The organism is Fretibacter rubidus, assembly GCF_041429785.1.
Taxonomy (GTDB): domain Bacteria; phylum Pseudomonadota; class Alphaproteobacteria; order Caulobacterales; family Maricaulaceae; genus Fretibacter; species Fretibacter rubidus.
The window spans coordinates 3,265,460-3,284,591 of the sequence record NZ_CP163423.1 but is presented as its reverse complement, the minus strand read 5'-3'; the positions used below and the strand labels follow the sequence as shown (position 1 = coordinate 3,284,591).

General features: G+C 47.5%; 14 protein-coding genes. 9 read left to right on the top strand and 5 right to left on the bottom strand.

What is annotated here, in order from left to right; genetic code table 11:
* Positions 1-9: 9 nt before the first annotated feature.
* The 5 genes from AB6B37_RS15115 to AB6B37_RS15095 all read left to right on the top strand — a co-directional run bounded on the left by AB6B37_RS15115 (position 10) and on the right by AB6B37_RS15095 (position 10,553).
* Complete coding sequence (locus AB6B37_RS15115; protein WP_371396680.1) at positions 10-3,042, top strand: site-specific DNA-methyltransferase; 3,033 nt, start codon at positions 10-12, stop codon at positions 3,040-3,042.
* Between the two features lie 9 nt (positions 3,043-3,051).
* Complete coding sequence (locus AB6B37_RS15110; RefSeq protein ID WP_371396679.1) at positions 3,052-3,996, top strand: toll/interleukin-1 receptor domain-containing protein; 945 nt, start codon at positions 3,052-3,054, stop codon at positions 3,994-3,996.
* 4 nt (positions 3,997-4,000) lie between these two features.
* The gene (locus tag AB6B37_RS15105; RefSeq protein ID WP_371396678.1) at positions 4,001-6,070 is read left to right on the top strand and encodes a UvrD-helicase domain-containing protein; all 2,070 of its coding nucleotides are present in this window, start codon (positions 4,001-4,003) and stop codon (positions 6,068-6,070) included.
* Positions 6,071-6,717: 647 nt separating this feature from the next.
* A complete protein-coding gene (locus AB6B37_RS15100) occupies positions 6,718-8,493 on the top strand; it encodes a hypothetical protein (protein WP_371396677.1) in 1,776 nt (591 codons plus the stop codon).
* Positions 8,490-10,553 carry a DUF4962 domain-containing protein gene (locus tag AB6B37_RS15095; RefSeq protein ID WP_371396676.1) on the top strand — a complete coding sequence of 688 codons (2,064 nt, stop codon included), beginning with the start codon at positions 8,490-8,492 and terminating at the stop codon, positions 10,551-10,553. Before AB6B37_RS15100 ends, AB6B37_RS15095 begins: the two co-directional genes overlap by 4 nt.
* A 259-nt stretch (positions 10,554-10,812) precedes the next feature.
* On the opposite strand, the gene AB6B37_RS15090 is transcribed toward AB6B37_RS15095, so the two are convergent.
* Positions 10,813-11,358 (bottom strand): TetR/AcrR family transcriptional regulator, encoded by a 546-nt coding sequence (locus AB6B37_RS15090; protein ID WP_371396675.1) that lies wholly within the window; start codon positions 11,356-11,358, stop codon positions 10,813-10,815.
* Between the two features lie 138 nt (positions 11,359-11,496).
* On the opposite strand from AB6B37_RS15090, the gene AB6B37_RS15085 reads away from it, so the two are divergent.
* From AB6B37_RS15085 to AB6B37_RS15075, 3 genes are all read left to right on the top strand, one after another.
* Positions 11,497-11,934, top strand: coding sequence for a DUF2147 domain-containing protein (locus AB6B37_RS15085; RefSeq protein WP_371396674.1), 438 nt, complete (start codon positions 11,497-11,499; stop codon positions 11,932-11,934).
* Between the two features lies 1 nt (position 11,935).
* Positions 11,936-12,385 carry a hypothetical protein gene (locus tag AB6B37_RS15080; protein ID WP_371396673.1) on the top strand — a complete coding sequence of 150 codons (450 nt, stop codon included), beginning with the start codon at positions 11,936-11,938 and terminating at the stop codon, positions 12,383-12,385.
* A gap of 69 nt (positions 12,386-12,454) precedes the next feature.
* Positions 12,455-13,090 (top strand): hypothetical protein, encoded by a 636-nt coding sequence (locus AB6B37_RS15075; protein ID WP_371396672.1) that lies wholly within the window; start codon positions 12,455-12,457, stop codon positions 13,088-13,090.
* A 275-nt stretch (positions 13,091-13,365) separates the two neighbouring features.
* Here the strand turns inward: AB6B37_RS15075 and AB6B37_RS15070 are convergent, their stop codons facing one another.
* The 4 genes from AB6B37_RS15070 to AB6B37_RS15055 all read right to left on the bottom strand — a co-directional run bounded on the left by AB6B37_RS15070 (position 13,366) and on the right by AB6B37_RS15055 (position 17,679).
* On the bottom strand, positions 13,366-13,734 hold the full coding sequence (locus AB6B37_RS15070) for a hypothetical protein (RefSeq protein WP_371396671.1): 369 nt from the start codon (positions 13,732-13,734) through the stop codon (positions 13,366-13,368).
* A gap of 163 nt (positions 13,735-13,897) precedes the next feature.
* Positions 13,898-14,758 carry a hypothetical protein gene (locus tag AB6B37_RS15065; RefSeq protein WP_371396670.1) on the bottom strand — a complete coding sequence of 287 codons (861 nt, stop codon included), beginning with the start codon at positions 14,756-14,758 and terminating at the stop codon, positions 13,898-13,900.
* Positions 14,759-14,773: 15 nt separating this feature from the next.
* The gene (locus tag AB6B37_RS15060) at positions 14,774-16,528 is read right to left on the bottom strand and encodes a transporter (protein WP_371396669.1); all 1,755 of its coding nucleotides are present in this window, start codon (positions 16,526-16,528) and stop codon (positions 14,774-14,776) included.
* Positions 16,525-17,679 carry a Gfo/Idh/MocA family protein gene (locus tag AB6B37_RS15055; RefSeq protein WP_371396668.1) on the bottom strand — a complete coding sequence of 385 codons (1,155 nt, stop codon included), beginning with the start codon at positions 17,677-17,679 and terminating at the stop codon, positions 16,525-16,527. Before AB6B37_RS15055 ends, AB6B37_RS15060 begins: the two co-directional genes overlap by 4 nt.
* Before the next feature lie 81 nt (positions 17,680-17,760).
* Here AB6B37_RS15055 and manD point away from each other — a divergent pair, with 81 nt between their 5' ends.
* Positions 17,761-18,984, top strand: coding sequence for a D-mannonate dehydratase ManD (gene manD, locus AB6B37_RS15050; RefSeq protein WP_371396667.1), 1,224 nt, complete (start codon positions 17,761-17,763; stop codon positions 18,982-18,984).
* The last annotated feature ends 148 nt before the right edge of the window (positions 18,985-19,132 follow it).

Genomic DNA, 19,132 nt, shown 5'->3' with positions numbered 1-19,132 from the left:
AGCGGAATAATGGCCAAGAAACCTAAGAATATTGACGCTTATGACCACGAAAACTCACGGTTGAATACGCCGACGGCTGAGTTGTCGGGGATTGCGGAGGCTATGGAGGCGACGGCGCCTATGAAGCCTGCGCGTTATGAGCGGGCCTATCCTATGGCGGAAGGCGCGAGGCGAGAGCGGGACGCGGATTTTGATCCTCAGATTATTTGGGATGGGGCGGAGCTGAAACTGACCGATGCCCAAATAGATCAGCTGATTAAAACAGGACGTGTGGAGCTGGGTCATGCGCAGCTGACATGGCGAGGGAAAGACACGCAGGATTGGTCAGATTTGGTCGTCAATATTCCGCCGATTTATGTGCAGGAGAAAATTCATCCGCAGGCGATTATCGCCGAGCTGAAACGCGCGACGCTGGAGCGTAAAGACGCCAAGGCCGTGGACGCAGGCGAAGCCCCGCCAGATTTATTCGCCGAGAGCTTTGCGCCGCTGGACCCCGAAGCGACAACGGAATTTTATCAACATGATGTGGATTGGGCCAACCGCCTTATCCTTGGCGATAGTTTGCAAGTCATGGCGAGCCTCGCGGAGCGAGAACGCCTGCGCGGTAAGGTGCAATGTATCTATTTTGACCCACCTTACGGAATTAAATTTAATTCCAATTGGCAGGTCAGTACGATGTCCCGAGATGTCAAAGACGGCAAACTCGACAGCGCGACCCGTGAACCCGAACAGATGAAAGCTTTTCGCGATACATGGAAAGACGGCATCCATTCTTATCTGACTTATTTGCGGGATAGGATGACTGTGGCGCGTGATTTGCTCACGGACAGCGGAAGTATTTTTGTTCAGATTGGCGATGAGAATGTCCATCGTGTACGTGCCTTGATGGACGAAGTTTTTGGTGAGGAGAATTTTTCTAGTCTTATCTCTTACAAAACTTCAATCGGGCTTGGTTCGCAGGGTATCGACAACACGACTAATTTTTTAGTTTGGTTCTACAAGAACAAATCAAAAATGAAATTTCGAGCACCTCTCAAGCTTACTGTTCCCGGAGAAGCGGGCGCTAGTCGCTACAAAACCGTAAGAACCAGCGACCTGCGTGATGTTCGCGTAAGTAATCCTAGTGAGCATAATCTCTTGAAAGGGAATAGGTTTTTTCGTGACCAGGGATTTACGTCTAGGTCAGGATCTAAGACCACAATTTTTGGGCAGTCATTCAACGGACGGATTTATAAACCTAAGACAGGTGGTTGGCGGACAGCCACCATTGGAATGCTTAGAGCGGTAAAATCTGACCGAGTGTTGCAGACAGGAAGAAGCCTTTCTTACAGGAAATACCATTGCGATTTCAATGCGCTTGCGATTGATAATTTTTGGGACGACGTGAGCGGAGGCGTTACTAGTCGCGCCGATCCAAAAGTATATGTTGTTCAAACGGGCGCAGCAATCGTTCAGCGTTGCATCCTCATGACTACTGACCCGGGCGATCTCGTGCTTGACCCGACCTGTGGCTCAGGCACCACTGCTACGGTTGCTGAGCAATGGGGGCGGCGTTGGGTGACGATTGATACGTCCCGCGTGGCGCTGGCGCTGGCTCGCACACGGATTATGAGCGCGCGGTACCCTTATTATCATTTGGCCGACACCCCCGAGGGCCGCGCGGCGGAAATGAAGTTGACGGGCAAGCCTTTGCCAGAGGTCAAAACCCATGGCGATATTCGCCAAGGCTTTGTCTATGAACGCGCGCCGCATATTACCCTAAAATCTATCGCCAATAATGCCGAGATTGATATTATCTGGGAAAGTGCCGAAGAAACGCTGAAACCGCTGCGCGAAGCGATTACTGAAAAGCTCCCAGCAGGCTGGCTTGAGGCATATAGAGAACAGCAAAATTACGACGTTGAAGTCGGCCCTGAAATTGAAGAATGGGAAATCCCGCGCGACTGCCCTGACGGCTGGCCCGCTGACCTGCACAAAGACTTCTGGGAACAGCGCATTGCGCGTCAAACTAAAATTGACGAGAGCATTGCTCGCGCCGCCGATGTCGAAATGCTCTATGACCGCCCGATTGAAGATAAAACTAAAGTCCGAGTCGCAGGGCCTTTCACGGTTGAGAGCCTCTCCCCGCACCGTATTGTCCCCATGGATGATCAAGAAGATGAAATCCTCGAACGCCTAAACCCCACACAGCGCGCCCGCCGCGAAAGCCCGCTGGTCGAGGATGTGGATTATGTCAATGTCATTCTAGAAAACCTGCGCACTCACGGAGCCCAGCAAGGGAATAAGGATGAGCGCATTGATTTTGTCGATATCGTGAATTGGAATGGTGCCAATCTAGACGGGAATGGAAAGTTTCGACCGATCAACCTTCATGGTGAAGGCATTTTTGTAGAAGAAACTGATGACGGAGAACTTCAACGTCGTGTCGCAATTCAAATAGGCCCTGAGTATGGAAGTCTTCGTCGGTCGGACATTACCGCTGCTGCACGAGAGGCACATGAGGCAGGCTTCGATTTGCTTTTGTCTTGCGGCTTTGCCTTTGACGCCCATGCTTCAGATTTAAACAAGCTAGGCCCCCTACGCATTTTAAAAGCCAAGATGAACCCCGATTTGCATATGGCGGAGGATTTGAAAAATACGGGTACAGGCAATTTGTTCCTGATCATTGGCGAACCCGATATTGCAGATCCCGTTGTTGGCCCAGATGGACGCTTGACCGTTGAGCTGCGCGGTATGGATGTCTTCGTCCCCCGCACAGGCGAAATCCGCTCCAATGAGCTTAAAGACATCGCGGCATGGTTTATCGACACGGATTACGACGAGGAGAGCTTCTTCGTCCGCCACGCCTATTTCCTCGGCGGAGGGAGCAGTGACCCCTATAAGAGCCTAAAAACCGCTCTAAAAGCCGAGATCGACCGAGAAGCATGGAGCACGCTTTACAAAAACGTCAGCCGACCGTTTGATAGACCCAAAAACGGACGCATCGCAATTAAAGTCATCAATCACTTCGGCGATGAAGTGATGCGGGTGATGAGTGTTTAGGAGCTCGGTATGATTGAACTGTTTTTTTCATATTCTCATAAAGATGAAACGCTTCGTGATGATTTAGAGACTCATCTCGCAATGCTGAAGCGGCAAGGCCTAATTCAAGCCTATCATGACAGACGCATCTCATCAGGTTCTGAGCTTGATAAAGAAATCGATGCTGCAATGATGCGGGCGGGAATTATTTTACTTCTAGTAAGTCCCGATTTTCTCGCTTCTGAATACTGCTACGGCGTCGAAGTCAGTAAGGCTATCGAAAAGCACGAGGACGGTTCTGCGATTGTTATTCCTGTTATTTTGCGGCCTTGTGAATGGCAACAAGTCCCGCTTTTCTCTAAACTCTTGGGCGCGCCAACAGATAATAAACCTGTTACGAAATGGGCTGATCAAGATGATGCATTTCTAGACGTTACCAAACGTATTCGCAGTGCTATTTCCGAAGTTCAGCCAAAGTCATCCACTGAGCCAGAACTAATCAATCCAAATATTGCCAGCCCGGTGATTTCAAGGCCGAGATCTTCTAATCTTTCGATTAAAACTACGTTGACAGACCATGATAAGGATAAGTTTCTAGATGAAGGATTTACTTATATACGAAACTTTTTTGAAAGTTCGCTGTCAGAATTGGAAGGTCGTCATGCAGATATTGCAACGCGATTTATTGATAATGGTGGACAGTCGTTTTCTGCAACTGTCTATCGTGATGGAAAAAAGGAAAGCGCAATAAGTGTATTCGCGGGGGGTTCTTTTGGCGGTCGGTCGATTTCCTACATTTCAAAAGAAACCTCTGATCGAAACTCTTCGAACGGGTCGCTTTCGGTCAATGAAGATGAAGGGCGTCTCTACTTTGATCAATCAATGTGGATGTTTTCTCAGAATAGCGAAAAATTATCATTTTTAGGTGCCGCAGAACTTTTCTGGTCAACGTTAATTGCACCGTTACAAAGGTAGTTTTGTGAACACTTTTCTCGCAGATACCTTCCTCACCGCGCTAACCAAGCTCGATAATCAGTCACAAAAGGCTGCGAAATTAACTGCATTTGAATTGCAGACCGACCCAACGGGAAAAGGGAAATCTTTTCATCGTATTACAGCGTCTAAAGAAAAAGACTTTTGGTCCGTGCGGGCCAATCGGGACATTAGAATTATCGTTCATAAGACGGCTGACCGCCTTACGCTTTGTTATGTGGACCATCATGATGATGCTTATGATTGGGCCTCGCGCCGGGTCTTTGAACGGCATCCGCGCACGGGAGCGCTGCAAATCGTCGAACTCGTTGAACAAGTTCGTGAAGTCATGGCGAAGGTTGATGTCGCGCCTGCAGCGGATTTATTCGTTGAACCCGCTCCTGCGCCAGAACCTGCTAAGCCTACAATATTCCCACTCGCCAAGGTTGGCGCAGATAGCTTGCAAGATTACGGCGTGCCGCAAGATTGGGCGGAACTGCTCGTGGTTAGCTCTATGGCAGACGCTTTACAGGCGGCAGACCATTTACCCGGCGAGGCAGCAGAGGCCGTCAGAGTTTTTCTCGCAGGCGGAGTGCCGGAAGCCCCAGCTCCTGCCCAAGCGGTGGAGGCGCAACGTTTCCGCATGGTCGAGCATCGCGACGAATTGGAAGCCGCGCTGGAATTCCCCTGGGATCGGTGGACAGTCTTTTTGCACCCCACCCAGCGTCAATTTGTGGACGCCGAGTATAATGGTCCTGCACGCGTGGCAGGGTCTGCAGGCACGGGGAAGACCGTTGTTGCACTGCACCGTGCGCTGCAATTATCACGGGATGATAGCACCAATATATTGCTCACGACGTTCTCTGATCCACTCGCGAGCGCCCTCAAAGAAAAGCTAAATATCCTCAATGGCGGTGAGGCTCTTGTCCCCCGTGTCAAAGTGTCGAGCTTTGTTGGATTGGCTAAAGAGCTTTATGAATTAGCAACAGGCAATCGCCCACGCATGGTTGGACGAGACGCTATTATTCGTCGTCTCAAGAAGATTGCGCCAGACGACAACCCGACATTCCTGACGAATGAGTTTGAGGATGTCATCGATCCTTGGCGTGTGGATAGTCTTGAAGACTATCGTGAGCTTAAGCGAACTGGGCGACGTTCGCGAATTGGTCAACGCCGCCGTGAGCTTATCTGGCCTTGGTTTCAGGCCTTACGAGACGGCATGAAAGCGCGACATGAACTTACAGAGGCTCAGCTGTTTGCATGGGTTGAGGATTATTATTCAGGTCGGGAACGCAAACCGTTCACGCATATTATTGTCGATGAAGCGCAGGACCTTGGCGTGCCTGAACTCCGTTTTTTGGCTGCACTGGCACCGGAAGGCGGCAACCGCCTTTTCTTTGCAGGAGACTTAGGTCAGCGCATATTTAAGCTTCCGTTCTCTTGGAAATCATTGGGTATAGATGTCCGGGGGCGCTCCGGTACACTTAAGGTGAACTATCGGACCTCGCATCAAATTCGTGAGCAATTAGACCGTTTATTGCCTGAAAAACTATCTGATTTAGACGGTCTTGTGGAAGACCGTTCTGGCACCATAAGTGTCTTTAACGGACCAGTGCCTGAGGCCATTTCTTGCACAGACCAAATCGATGAAACGAAGCAGGTATCAGCTTGGGTAAAGGCACGATTGGACGCGGGTATAGCCCCTGAAGAGATTGGGCTTATTGTAAGGTCTGAAGGCCAGCTTACCCGCGCCCAAGCCGTTGCTGATATGCTAAACTTGTCTGTGCAGGCCTTACTTGGTGACGCGCGGCCGCAGGCTGGTTTACTCTCTGTTGGCGTGATGCAGCTTGCGAAAGGCTTAGAGTTCCGAGCGGTTGCTGTGATGGCCTGCGACGCAGAGATCGTTCCCCTTGAGAGCCGTGTCGAAGGTGCAGAAACACAAGATGACCTTGACGAAATATGGCAAACAGAACGCCAGCTTTTATACGTTGCAGCCACGCGGGCGCGCGAGAACTTACTGCTTTCAGGTGTCTTACCCGTGAGTGAATATTTTGATGACCTCGTAACTGAGACTTAGCCAAAGGGCCATCGACTCCGCTCCTAGACGCCAACACCGAGCAGGCGTCCTCGCCGGACGGGCAGGCTATTCGCTTCACGCTTACGCTACGAATAGCCTCTGGCTTAGCGGGAGAAAGCTAGATTTGAGAGTTTCCCAAAACTGCCGTTATGGTGCGAATTGTGGTAACAATAATCAGTCTATTGACATTTTCATGCCGTTTAAGTATCTGAAATATATAGACTTATTGTTTCCAGGTCTTGTCGTCCCCGGTGCGCCATTACTTTCCTGAAAAAAATTTTATTTCCCTGCAATTTCTGTAATAATTTCATCTTTGCACTGTAGCTTTTATGAGTTTGGGCTAATTTTGCGCGCGTTAGGGAATTCGAACCCTGGTACTTAAAGCTGAAAACTAAGATAAATGATAAATGTCAGAATAATCCTCATTGCTGACATTAGAGCAAATTACTCAAAACGGTTACTTTCGTCGCAAAACGGACATAACGAGTGTTTATATTGAGGTGAATACACACGCAATTCAAACATTACCAGCGGCTGTTATGGAGCGATTTTAGGACGCTCATTTGAGGACCGTAACTAACCATTGCATAATCCGAGGCCTATAATACCCTTTGAAGTATCAAACATGACCTTAGAAACCTGAACCTATGTCCCAACTAGAAATTTCCAATATCGAATATCTGGTGGTCTTTGGATATCTTGCTCTTATTCTTTCGGTCGGGCTCGTGTTCAAAAAATTATCATCCACTACGGATGACTACTTTAAGGGTGGCTCAAAAGGCACATGGTGGCTTGTCGGGATGAGCTCCTTCATGAGCGCCTTTAGCGCTTGGACCTTTACGGGCGCAGCGGGCATTGCTTACGAGACTGGCTTCTCCGTCATGTTTATATTTTTCGGGAATGTACTCGGCTATTTCTTGAATTTTGTCGTCGTAGGGCCTTGGTTGCGTCAGCTACGCGTCACGACATTCCCCGAAGCCATCTCTATGCGTTTTGGCGAGCAAACTCAAAATTTCTATGCGTTTTACGAAGTGCCCATTCGGATTTTATACTCGGCCATGGCGCTTTACGGGCTCGCCATTTTTTGCTCTGCGGCGTTCGGCTATAAAATTGAACATGTCATCGTTGTTTGCGGCATCGTTGTTCTTTTTTATTCCGCAACAGGTGGCCGCTGGGCCGTTATGGCAACGGATTTTTTGCAAGGACTGATACTGATTCCGTTAACGATAATTATTGCTTGGCTCTGCCTCCATGAACTCGGGGGCATTGGCAGCATGTTTGAACAGATAGAGGCTCAAGGTTTGACTGAAGAGTTCAGCATGGTCAATTCCGCGACGCTTTTCGGCGGAGCTTATACGTGGGGCTGGGCGAGCGCGATGATGACAAAACAGTTTATAGAGTTCAATTCCATCAATGCCGCACCGCGCTACTTTTCCGCCAAGGACGGGGCCGAGGCTCGCAAATCAGCCCTTCTCGCCTCTTTGCTAATGCTTATGGGGAGTGCGATATGGTTTATACCGCCAATCACGGCTAGGCTCTTATTTCCTGAGCAGGTCATGGTCTTTGATCTCAGCAAACCTGCCGAAGCCAGCTACGCAGTTGCAAGCATCAACCTGCTCCCTAAGGGGTTAATCGGATTGATCGTCGTTGCCATTGTAACCGCAACGATGAGTTCAATGGATACAGGGCTTAATACGAATGTGGCTATTTTGATAAAAGATATTTATCCGAAGGTCGTGCACCGTTTTAAACTAACGCCCAGAAATGATTCAGAACTTCTGCGTTATGGCCGTGGCATGACTTGGGTGATGGGGTTTCTTATCATCTTGATGGCGCTTTACTTATCTGGTCAAGAAGGCCGAGGCATTTTCGAAATTATGATTGATGTGGGCACATTGCTATCTATGCCAATATCTATCCCATTGCTGTGGGGTATGTTTATTCGGCGAACGCCTTGGTGGGTCGCGCTGTTCTCTATTGGTTGCGCCTTGATCTATTCCGCCTTGGCATTTTTTGAAGTGCCGCTGAGCTATCTTGGGTTTTCGGAAGCTTTCAGCGATGGCTTTGATTGGAATTTTCAGCAGAAGTTCTTCGGTGTCTTTGCTATTGGCAGTTTCAGCTTCCTCATCGCCATCTTCTTTGCACCTGCTATCGACTCGCCGCACCGCAAGCATGTAGACAAATTTTTCAAAGTAATGAAGACGCCCGTCGATTTTGCAGCTGAAATTGGCGAAGAAAATGACGACAAACAACTCACAATCATTGGCCGCTTTGGCGCGGCCATTGCGGGGTTTGTGGCCTTGATGTTGATTGTCCCAAACCCCATAGAAGGCCGATTGACGATACTTGCGCTTACTTTAATTATCGGCGGCATTAGTTCAATGATGATATTGGCAGGCAAGAAACTTGAGGCTGCAAAATGACTCACCTTCTTATCAATGACCGGCTTGAAGTTTTAAAAGCTCAAGTCAGCACGACGCATAAGCCACAATTCAAACGCCTGTTAGAGCAATGCCGCCTTTACGAAGACCAGCCGCTCTCCAAAAAGGTGCCTAAAACTAGCGTGACCTATATCGGTATGGCAGCCGCAAATTTGAGCCTTGCCTATATTTTAACGGGTCAAGAGCATTACCTCACCGAGGCAAAGCGGTGGATTTTTACCGCAGTGAATTATGACGTTTGGGGACATGGTTTTCTTGTTGACGTTGACCTAAGCGCCTCTTGGTTGCTTTTTGGGCTGGGGCTATCTTATGACTGGCTAAAGGATCATCTGACAGAGACGGAGCGCGTTAAATTTCGTGATAAACTCGTCCTACAGAGTCATAAAATATTTGATTATGGTCAGGATAACCTTGGTCATTGCTGGTCAACGAATTATTGGCAAAACCATAACTGGATTAATTACTCGGGATTACTGACGACGGCGCTTGCTTTGCGGCCTGAGTATCCTGAAGCGCAGACTTGGATTGATGAGATTAAAGACAACTTTGAAAAAGTGTTTTCATATCTGCCCGAAGATGGATCGAATTACGAAGGCACGGTCTATTGGCGATACGCCATGAACTTTCTTTTAAATGCGGCCGATTTAATTCGCGCCGATGGTGGGGCAAACCATTTTGAATCAAGTTTCATGACAAACACATTCGATTTTCAGCTCTATCAAATTGCGCCAGGGTGGGAAGAAAATATCGGCTTTGGCGATGTGCATGACAAGCGCAGCTCACACTCCATAAGCGCGTATTATAAGCTCGCATCGGAATATGATAATGAGCAGGCACAGTGGCTTGGTGATCTTGTGCATGACAAGTTTTTATTTCGCGAGGCGTACCAGAGTAAAATTTTTCCCGGTATCTTGCCTGAAGCGTTTTTGGAATTGATTTGGTTTAATCCTGATGTCGAGCCGCAATCCCCAGAAAACCTACCTGTCACTAAGTATTTTGAAGACCTTGGCCTAGTCGTTATGCGGTCAGGTTGGGACGCGGATGCAACGCATTTGTCCTTTAAGTCAAGTCCACCCGGCGGGCATAAGCAATGGAAAATTAGTTGGGAATTAGACAAGAAGAATGACTGGTTTACACGCAGCCTGACACATTATCATGTCGATTTTAACAATTTCATTGTCAATCATAACGGCGCGTCATTAGTCATTGATGAAGGCTATAACCGCACATCCAAGGCCGAAATTCATAATCTCATCACTGTGGACGGGACGGGGTGTGTCGGAGAAAAAATCTGGAAAACCGGCAACCTTTCAGACCCTGAGCTATTCGACTTAAATTGCAAAGGTATCTTCAATGTTTGGCGGGATGTCCCTGAAGAGGCAATAGCCAAGGTCGAAGCGTTCTCAGATGAGAATGACTACAGCTTTGTCGTCGGTGAGAGCAGCGGGCTCTATTACCCTGAAATGCGGCTGATCCGAAATGCCCGACATATAATCAATAGCAAGCTCGGGTATTTTATAATGCTTGATGAACTCGAAAGCGAGCTAGAGCACATTTATACATGGCGTATTCATGGCGAAAAATATGCAAAGCAAGTGAATGAAATTGAGTTTGAAATTCTTAATGGTAGTGGCGCTTTAAATATATTCCCTATCTTTCCTGAAAAGCGAACAACCAGTATTAACGAAACCCTTGTCGAAGAAATCATGACACCGCAACGCCCTGACGACATAAGACGCATCAGCCTGAAAACTTTGCTTATTGAAAATAGTTCGCCCGATAAAGACACTTGCTTTTTAAATGTACTTCAGCCGAGGAACGCACCCAATCCTGCCCCTGCTACGGATATTACAGTCAAGCGGATCAAAGGCAACGGCTGCTTAGGGGTTGAAGTTACATCCAAAAACCACCGAGAAACTTTCCTTTATTCTCGCGAAGGTAATATTCAATATGAAGATATAAATTTAGAAACAAAATGGACATCTATTGTGAAGAACAAGTCGGGTAAGGCTGTTAAAACAACGCAATATGATGGCTTGTAACTTGGGAGCAAGCGGCGAGAAGGCAACATATCAGAGTCGTTGTTAAAACCTATTGCATACTGAATTCGCGTAATCTGCATGTTTGGGCACAAACATTTGGTACAACTAACACCTAGAATTTAGATCGAACAGATACATCGCAATGTCCGCATTGAGGATCATGCTAAAATTGCTAGTGTTTTACTTGAACCCGCAAGCGATTTTAAAACGCTCTCGGTCAGCTAAATCCCGACGACCTGGCCCAGCGACCTACTCCAGTTTAATCTGTAACTGCACTGACTGCCAATGAGACCAATCTGTCAGGGTCAGACCATTGATAGCCACTTATAGTGATTAGGTTGTGAGTGATGCCATTTAAAAAACACATGTACGCGTCGAGCTTCAGTTTCAATTTATCGGAGTGTATGTTCTCAGGGCTGTAGGACGTTAGGGCTCGGCCAAATATGCTGAAGCGTTGCACAAGCGCTGGGCTGTCTAGAAAGATGCTGACATCCGATTGCGTAACGCCGTCGGAAATGAAAACAAGTCTGTAATACTCCGTATGATTTAACCAATACCGCACATATGCCGCGCCTAAATCACAAAGTAGACTCTCACTTGCCTGTGGCAAGGCCTCCAATTGATCAAAGAGGTCGCTAAAGACATCAGCCCAAAGCGTACGGAGAATGTCTATTTTTGCAGGGTAGTATTTGTAAAGCGTCATGGGAGAGCACCCCATTTCGCTCGCGATGCGACGAATAGAAATCTTGGCGTAACCGTCTTCCTGAAACAGCCTTTTTGCAATATCCGCGATTTCGCGCCTCATGCGCGCGCGCTTTAAGTCCGACACAAGGGGGCGCCCCGGCGCAATTTTTTTCTCTAAATTTATATCTTCCATATTTAGATATTACTTGATTGACTTTGTTTTAGCAATAAAATATACATGTATATTAAATAGGAGGGAATGATGCGAAAGATGTTGGCTAGTCTTGCACTGTTGGCGTTACCCACCTCTGCCAGTGCAGACACATTCGATGTTTATGGACTTTGGCTTACCCAAGCTAAAGATGCTCATATTGAAGTCACTGATTGCGGGGATGGAACACCATGCGGCGCCTTGGTTTGGGTTGATCCGATATCCACTGAATCTCAGCATGACATACGCAATGCCGATAACGAACAACGTGGGCGCCCCCTGATCGGCGTTCCCATAGTCTGGGGCTATGCGCGCGGACTGAAGGGTTGGCGCAGCGGACACATCTACAATCCTGAATATGGAAAAACCTATGCATCCTCAATGCGCTTGCAAAAAGATGGCACGTTGAAAGTCAAAGGATGCTTAGGCCCCATATGTATCACAAATATCTGGACACCTGCGCAAATGCGTGTCGAGGAGCAATAGAATGCTTGTTATTTTGAATGTTTTATCGACCTCAATCGTGGGGTTATATGCCGGAAGCCTCTTGACGGAGGCCATGATATTAGTGCCGTTCTGGCGTCGAATGGACCCTGCTGATTTTTTCAGGCTTCATGGCTCCATGGGACCAAGTCTATTTCGTTATTTTGCACCCTTAACAACGTCCGCAGTTGCTCTTTCAGTCGCCGCCGCAGCCCTGAACCGTGCAGAAAATTTTGCATGGAATATAACCGCCGGACTGTGTGTCACTGCGCTTATAATTTTCTTTGCCTATTTCAAAAAAGCCAATCAGAGTTTTGCCGACCGCAGCCTGAAAGATAAGGAACTCGCAGGGGAACTAAGCCAGTGGGCAAGCTGGCATTGGCTTAGAACGGCCCTGCTCATAGTTGCATTCGCACTCTCAATCCACGGGCATCAATTGATAGGTAGAATTTAAGACATCTAGTGTAGCATTAATTTTTTGACTAGGTGCGGTCCTGAAATCAACACCTTGAAAGCAATAAATATGAAGTACAAGGCACGGGACTGGGGGCTTTTATTTATCGCAGTTTGCGTTTTCATCGCCGCGAACATTCTCTATCGCCCAAGCGACCGCAAGGTAATGGAGACTAATTTACGACAACATTTTTTATTGCCCGATGACATCCAGTTTTCGAACGTGAAGTTAATCGGTAAAGCCAGCAGTGTGCAAATAAAAAGTATCAGTGCGAAAGTGAACTTCTCTGATACACAATGGGAAAACTATCTTGCTCAGGTACAGAATCCAACCCTTTGGCACTCCGCGAATTTGCATTTTGAACGCCAGATAATTACGGGGAAATACGAACCGAACGCAAGAGTTTGGTATAATACGCCAGAACCAATCACCGCAAAAGATAACCTCAACAAAAACGTCAATGATTTTACCTGGTTGTTCAATCTCGCCTCAAAGCACAGAGCTAGTGAGGTCAAAAATGGCAAGGTTTTATGTTATGTATTTCAAAAGCAATTTTCCAAAACCCATCTTACTCAAGGATTGAAATCCGAATCGTCTTATAAAATTTCTGCTTGTTCCGATATATTGCGGCGAGAGCAAATATATACATATGTGTACGGTGTTTTGGATTTTGAACAAAAGAACCTGCACATGTTTATTCTATAACACTCTGAACTGAGACTTAAGTCCTGCGTTGTTTCAAGGCGTAATCTAATGATCGCTATGAGAGAAAATTTCATTTTTTGAGCCATCTAAATGGAGCGAAATACAATCGTAACCTCAAGACCTTCTTTAAGCGTGTTAGGCCTCTCAGCTAATGTCTGCTTTACGCAGAAGAAAGTCGTAAACTAGATTGTTTCTATAGTCCGGTTTGCCCCCAAGCTGAAATGACAATAATCCTCATTGCGGACATAAAAACTAAATGCAGATACTAAGCGATCTTACTTGTCTTCAACGATTTCAAGATCGTCAGTATCTATCACATTTATCGGGATCAGAGACGGATGTGCTTGTTCGCGGCATTCAATCTTATAGTTCCAAGCGTAGCCTATATATAAACGTGATTTTTCACCCCTTGATATACACTCAGCTTCAGTTGAGTAGGAGGTCGAACCTTGCTGCCCATGCCAAATCGTTATTTCTTCTGGATCGGGCCTTGCAGTGAGATTGATGGGGCTCAGATTATAGTACCATCCAAAACCACCAACGGGCGTTGAATCCATAGGTGCGGAATCTGTATTTAAAGACGTTTCACAGGCCGCCATCGAAACACAGCTCAATAAGAAAATAACTTTTCCAAAATCAATCACAACACGTTCTAACACAGTTAAAAAACATCGGATACCAGTATAAGGTTATGTGTTCTTTGCCCCCTAAGCTGAAGTCGCATTAATCCCAAAAGCCGGCGTTAATTGAGAGGCTTGATCCGCATGTTTGCTGAGGTGAAGTCAATATTTTAGGTAAACCCCATATCTATTTCGTAACCGCCTCAATGGTTGTTGACGCCTCTTCGTAATTTGTTGTTTCCACAAACCCGATAGAGAAGGTTTGAGACGTCGTAAAAAATTTGTCTTTGTTTCTTCGGCCAAAGCCTAAAACCGTCATATCAGGTCTGCTGACATAATCATTGGGCAGATCATCATCATCGTGTTGCACCATATAAATCATGCGCGGCCAGCGCTCATCGCCAAACGCCATCCATTCAGGCGCAGGTAAATCACCGATGAATTCTTTGTCTATGGGGTGTTTTTCAGAGTCCGCTGAAGAATAACGGAAATCAGTTCTATCCATCTCGCCGCCAGGAACACCTTCATATTGCACCCAATATTTATAGCCTGGGCTTACCTTACTCATCGTAAAATCAAGACGGTCAGGGTAGAAATCATATCGTCCTTCCCACTTTCCATTTTCAGACGTAAACAAAATTCCCACATGGTTTTCAGTTTCAATGTCAACTACGGAACTTGAAGGGTCGGTCCCTGCGTTCATGGCGTGGAAATAATTGCCGTCTTGGCGGTGAACAGCATTGGGAAAACCACGATACTCGCCTTTGTGAGCCGAGCCAGGAGCCTTGTGAAACCCCAGCCAATCCACACCGTCTTTATCGAGCATGCTGGACAAGCCGCCGCCGTCTTTTTCCAGATAATAGACAGCAGACGGGGTTGTGATAATATAGGCAGACCCTCCGCCCGCCGAAGTGTCTACGCCGTGGGAGAGCCGCACATTGTTTTCAGCGATATTGGTGCTTTCGGGCGCATTGTTATTAGAAGGGGTTTTGCATCCCGCAAGGCTTAGGATAGCTATCAAAACAATCTGGGTGACTTTTAAAGGCATAATTTTGGCTTCCCACTATATGGCATTGGGCTCTATTCCAGAGCTGCGCCTGAGCAACAGCCCGATGAATAATATGACAACGCCGCAAAGCAAAAAGATAATGCGCCCCCATATCGGATTGGGAATAAAGACCATGAGCGTTAATCCAGCCCCCATAAAGCTCACCATCACGCCAAGCTTATATCTTTGTTGTTGATCATATTCGTCTTGCTCAGAATCCGCAATTACAGGCGTTTCGAGGTCTTCAAAGAAGTGCTCGGTTTGAGGTAAGTATTTATCCGAGGTCTCTTTGTAAAACAGCGAAGTCAAACAGAAGAATCCGCCCGTAATAAACACTTGCCCACCAATGGTCAGAATGAGATTCATGTCAGTGGCTTCGCGGCGAGTAAACGGATCAAGTCCCATCCAATTAGCGGCAACTTGCGGGGTCAAGATATTGAGCATGAACCATGACACGAACAGGCCGAGTAGAACCGTCACCCATGGTGCCCAGCTTGGCGTTCTTTTTACAAGCAAACCCAGAATTAGCGGAATGAGAATGGGCACTTGAATCATGGCGGAAAGCGACATCATCAAATCAAACAGGCTCAGCTCCTTGAGGGACTTGAAATAAAGCGCCAAGGCAATCACCAAAACACCGCTGACTAGGCTTAGAAGACGGCTCATATCAAGTAGGGATTTATCGCTGACGGCTTTGTGCCTTTTTTCCAAATAGGGCTGATAAATACTGCGTACGAAAATACCCGAGTTTTTATTAAGCGCAGAATCCATAGACGACATAGTCGCCGCGAATAATCCCGCCAGAAGCAGGCCAACAGTCCCGACTGGCATAGCGTTGCGCGCAAACACCAGATAAACCGCATCAGCCGCTTTATTGCCGAGCTCTGGATAAGCCGCCGCCGCGTCAGGATAAAAAATGGCCGATGCCCAAGGCGGAATGAACCAGATGACACTTCCTACGGCCATGAGGCACATGGCGAGAAGGGCCGCTTTTCGCGCATTGATGGAATCCTTAGCGTTTAGAAAGCGAAAAGCGTCATGCATATTCATAATGGTGATGAGCTGCTTGCAGAGAAAGAACACAAATGTGCCAACAAGTAACAGCCCATAATTCATATCTGGTCCCATGACAAAATCGACGGGGAAGTCCTGCACGAGCTTGACAGGGCCGCCCACTTTCACCAGTGCCACGACTGCACACGCCACAGAGACCACAGCGACCGTCAAGGTTTGCACAAAGTCAGAAGCGACAACGCCCCACGCGCCCGCAAGCACCGAGATAAAGACCACTGCAAGCCCAATGAAAATTATGGTCAAGTTGATATCAGCCTCAAAAACGGCACTTGAGAACACGCCTAGGGCGTTGAGCCAAATGCCCGCATTGAGAATTGTAAACACGATTAAGGCGCAGGAAAAAAATAGCTCATTGCCACTACCAAAACGCCGCCCGATGGCCTGTGTCGGCGTGTCTACTCGCATTTGGCGAAAGCGATGCGCAAAATATGCCCATCCGCAAAAGTAAGAAAAGGCATTGGCGAAAAACACGAGGCTGACCGCAAACCCATCTGTAAATGCTTTGCCCGCTGCCCCTGTAAATGTCCACGCAGAGAATTGCATCATGAAGGCAGTAGAACCGACCATCCACCACAGCATGCGGCCGCCGCCGCGAAAATAGTCGCTTGTCGATTTAGCGGCCATGTTTTTAAAGGCAATGCCAATACCCATGATTAAGGCGAAATAACCCGCTATGACGAGGTAATCATAATTCATCGGGCGTCTGGGTTTTGCAGATCAGAGACATCAACCCATCTATCGTTTTTACGAATAATATCAATCAAGCGCTGATAAAGGCTACCCTCTTTGAAAGTTTGATACGGGGGCACATCATCGCCGCGAACATCTTTGACAAATTCGCTTATGAGATAACGCCAATTTCGCTCGGTATCGCCGTCAACATTCGGAATATTTGCCGCAATATCTTCGGGCAGAGGCAGTTCCATCCATTGCTTATCCTCGCCGTAATGAAAGAGCGGCCCGCTGCCATAATGACCCGCAATATAGAGTGCGCCTTTGCTGCCGTAAAAGACGATATGGTCTTCTTTGAAACGTGGGTGCAGCCCGCCATGTTTGAATAAGACAGAGACAGGGCGCGGCCCAAACGGGCTTTTTAGCTTAGCCAGAACACAATAGCTCCATTCAACATTTGACTCGCCCCATTCAAGGTCGGGGTCATTAAGGTCATCGGGAATATGGTCGCGGCGCGTTTTAAAATTATGCACGCCTTTAACAATCGGGGCTTCACGGAGATCATCGCGCACTTCGCCGCTAATGGCTAAAATCTTCTCGCCCACAACGGAGGTGACGATAGAGAGTTTATGAGTAAAATTGTTATTGAGTCGGCCGCCGCCCTCCTCTTTGCGGTGAGACCATCCAAAAGGAATTTCTTTTTCGAGGCTGAAATGGGAAATACATTCTACTTCTTGCGGCTCTCCGATAGCGCCTTCAGCGACAAGACGCTTGGCGAATAGAACATGCGGCATATATCTGAAGCTGGCAGCATAGGCGGTTTTTACGTTTTTAGCTTCGGCTAAATGATACAGTTCCTCAGCGCTCTCGCCGTCTGTTGTCATCGGCTTATCACAGAAAATGTGGCAACCGTGTGCAATAGCCAATTTGATGGCTTCATAATGGGCCCCGCCAGGCGTTGCGATAGAGACAATGTCAGGCTTGCAATCGCTTAGTGCCTGCGCCCAATCTGTGCCCGCATAAGCTATGTTCATATCTTTTGCGACTTGCCGCGTCACGCTATCGGTACGTCCGACAATACCGACAACTTCTGCACCCGCATAGCAGAACGCTTCGGCATGACCTTGCCCGGCAAAGCCAGTGCCGTGAATTAAAACTCTGGGTGATTTAATCATTTTGTTCCCGCAAGACTGAATCCCTATTTGTATTGGTATGCATTATTGGTATGGTGCTTTGGTCCAGAGTGGAGCAGTGACATGAAAATTACAAGTGCTGAAGTTTTCGTCGGTGGACCTGGCAAGAATTACGTCACGCTGAAAATAATGACGGATGCTGGGATATATGGTGTGGGCGATGCCACGCTGAACACGCGCGAAACTCTGCCCGCCGCTTATCTGAAAGATTACCTCATTCCCTGCCTGATCGGAATGGACCCGCGCAATAGCGAAGACATTTGGCAGTATTTTTACAGAGGCGCTTACTTTCGGCGCGGGCCTGTCACGATGGCCGCGATAGGCGCAATTGACATGGCTCTGTGGGATATTAAAGGAAAAATCGCAGGGCTACCCGTCTACCAATTATTTGGCGGCAAAAGCCGTGACGGCGCATTGGTCTATGCCCACGCGACGGGTGCTAATTTAGACGCTCTGCTTGATACAATCGCGCATTATCAGTCAAAGGGGTATAAGGCTGTCCGCGTGCAATGCGGCATTCCAGATATGCCAGAAGGCGGATACGCTATCGCAAAAAAAGGGGAAGACGCCAAACATTACATTACCGATTTTGGGCTTATGCCAGATGAAGAGATCTGGGATTCGGAAAAATATCTGAAATATATGCCAATTGTTTTTGAGAGAATTCGAGAACGCTTTGGCGCTGATTTGAAAATCTTGCACGACGTTCATCACCGCCTACGCCCCAGAGAGGCCGCGGCCTTTGGTAAAGAAATCGAGAAATACAATCTCTTTTGGATGGAGGATCCAACCCCCGCCGACGACCAATCCGCGCTAAAACTTATAAGGCATCACACAACAGTGCCGATTGCGATTGGCGAAGTCTTTAATTCCATATGGGATTGCAAGACCATGATTGAAGAAGAATGGATCGACTTTATTCGGGTCTCCGCGACCTATGCAGGCGGCATTACCCATGTGAAACGGATTGTTGAATTAGCGGCGCTCCATAATGTCAGAACCGGTTTTCACGGAGCGCCAAGTCACTCGCCAATTTCAATGGCGGCTCAGGCCCACCTCAACGCTTGGGCCCCAAATTTTGGCATCCAAGAATATCTCGTGCTCGGCACAAAAGAATGTGGCGCTTTATTTCCATCACAGCATTCTATGGAAAATGGAATGTTCTATGTCAGCGACACGCCGGGCCTCGGCGTAGATTTTGATGAAACAGAAGCCAAAAGATACAGCTTTGATCGCCGCTATCATCCCATTGTGAGATTAGAAGACGGGACGATGTGGAATTATTAGAGAGGACATCGAGGTAAAACCCCAAAACTTTTCCGAGGTCCAGTTTGCCGCTTCAGCTATCATAAGCTTGATGTCTACACATGAAAAGTCCCTCAATTTGTCAAACTCCACTGTGCTACAAAACGCACTCAATATGTGCTACAAATCT

Bases quoted from the DNA above. Each gene is read 5' to 3' on its own strand.
- AB6B37_RS15085 (WP_371396674.1), top strand. From the start codon at position 11,497: ATGATGCGAAAGATGTTGGCTAGTCTTGCACTGTTGGCGTTACCCACC.
- AB6B37_RS15100 (WP_371396677.1), top strand. From the start codon at position 6,718: ATGTCCCAACTAGAAATTTCCAATATCGAATATCTGGTGGTCTTTGGA.
- AB6B37_RS15055 (WP_371396668.1), bottom strand. From the start codon at position 17,679: ATGATTAAATCACCCAGAGTTTTAATTCACGGCACTGGCTTTGCCGGG.
- AB6B37_RS15090 (WP_371396675.1), bottom strand. From the start codon at position 11,358: ATGAGGCGCGAAATCGCGGATATTGCAAAAAGGCTGTTTCAGGAAGAC.
- AB6B37_RS15075 (WP_371396672.1), top strand. From the start codon at position 12,455: ATGAAGTACAAGGCACGGGACTGGGGGCTTTTATTTATCGCAGTTTGC.
- AB6B37_RS15065 (WP_371396670.1), bottom strand. From the start codon at position 14,758: ATGCCTTTAAAAGTCACCCAGATTGTTTTGATAGCTATCCTAAGCCTT.
- AB6B37_RS15110 (WP_371396679.1), top strand. From the start codon at position 3,052: ATGATTGAACTGTTTTTTTCATATTCTCATAAAGATGAAACGCTTCGT.
- AB6B37_RS15060 (WP_371396669.1), bottom strand. From the start codon at position 16,528: ATGAATTATGATTACCTCGTCATAGCGGGTTATTTCGCCTTAATCATG.
- AB6B37_RS15095 (WP_371396676.1), top strand. From the start codon at position 8,490: ATGACTCACCTTCTTATCAATGACCGGCTTGAAGTTTTAAAAGCTCAA.
- AB6B37_RS15115 (WP_371396680.1), top strand. From the start codon at position 10: ATGGCCAAGAAACCTAAGAATATTGACGCTTATGACCACGAAAACTCA.
- manD (WP_371396667.1), top strand. From the start codon at position 17,761: ATGAAAATTACAAGTGCTGAAGTTTTCGTCGGTGGACCTGGCAAGAAT.
- AB6B37_RS15080 (WP_371396673.1), top strand. From the start codon at position 11,936: ATGCTTGTTATTTTGAATGTTTTATCGACCTCAATCGTGGGGTTATAT.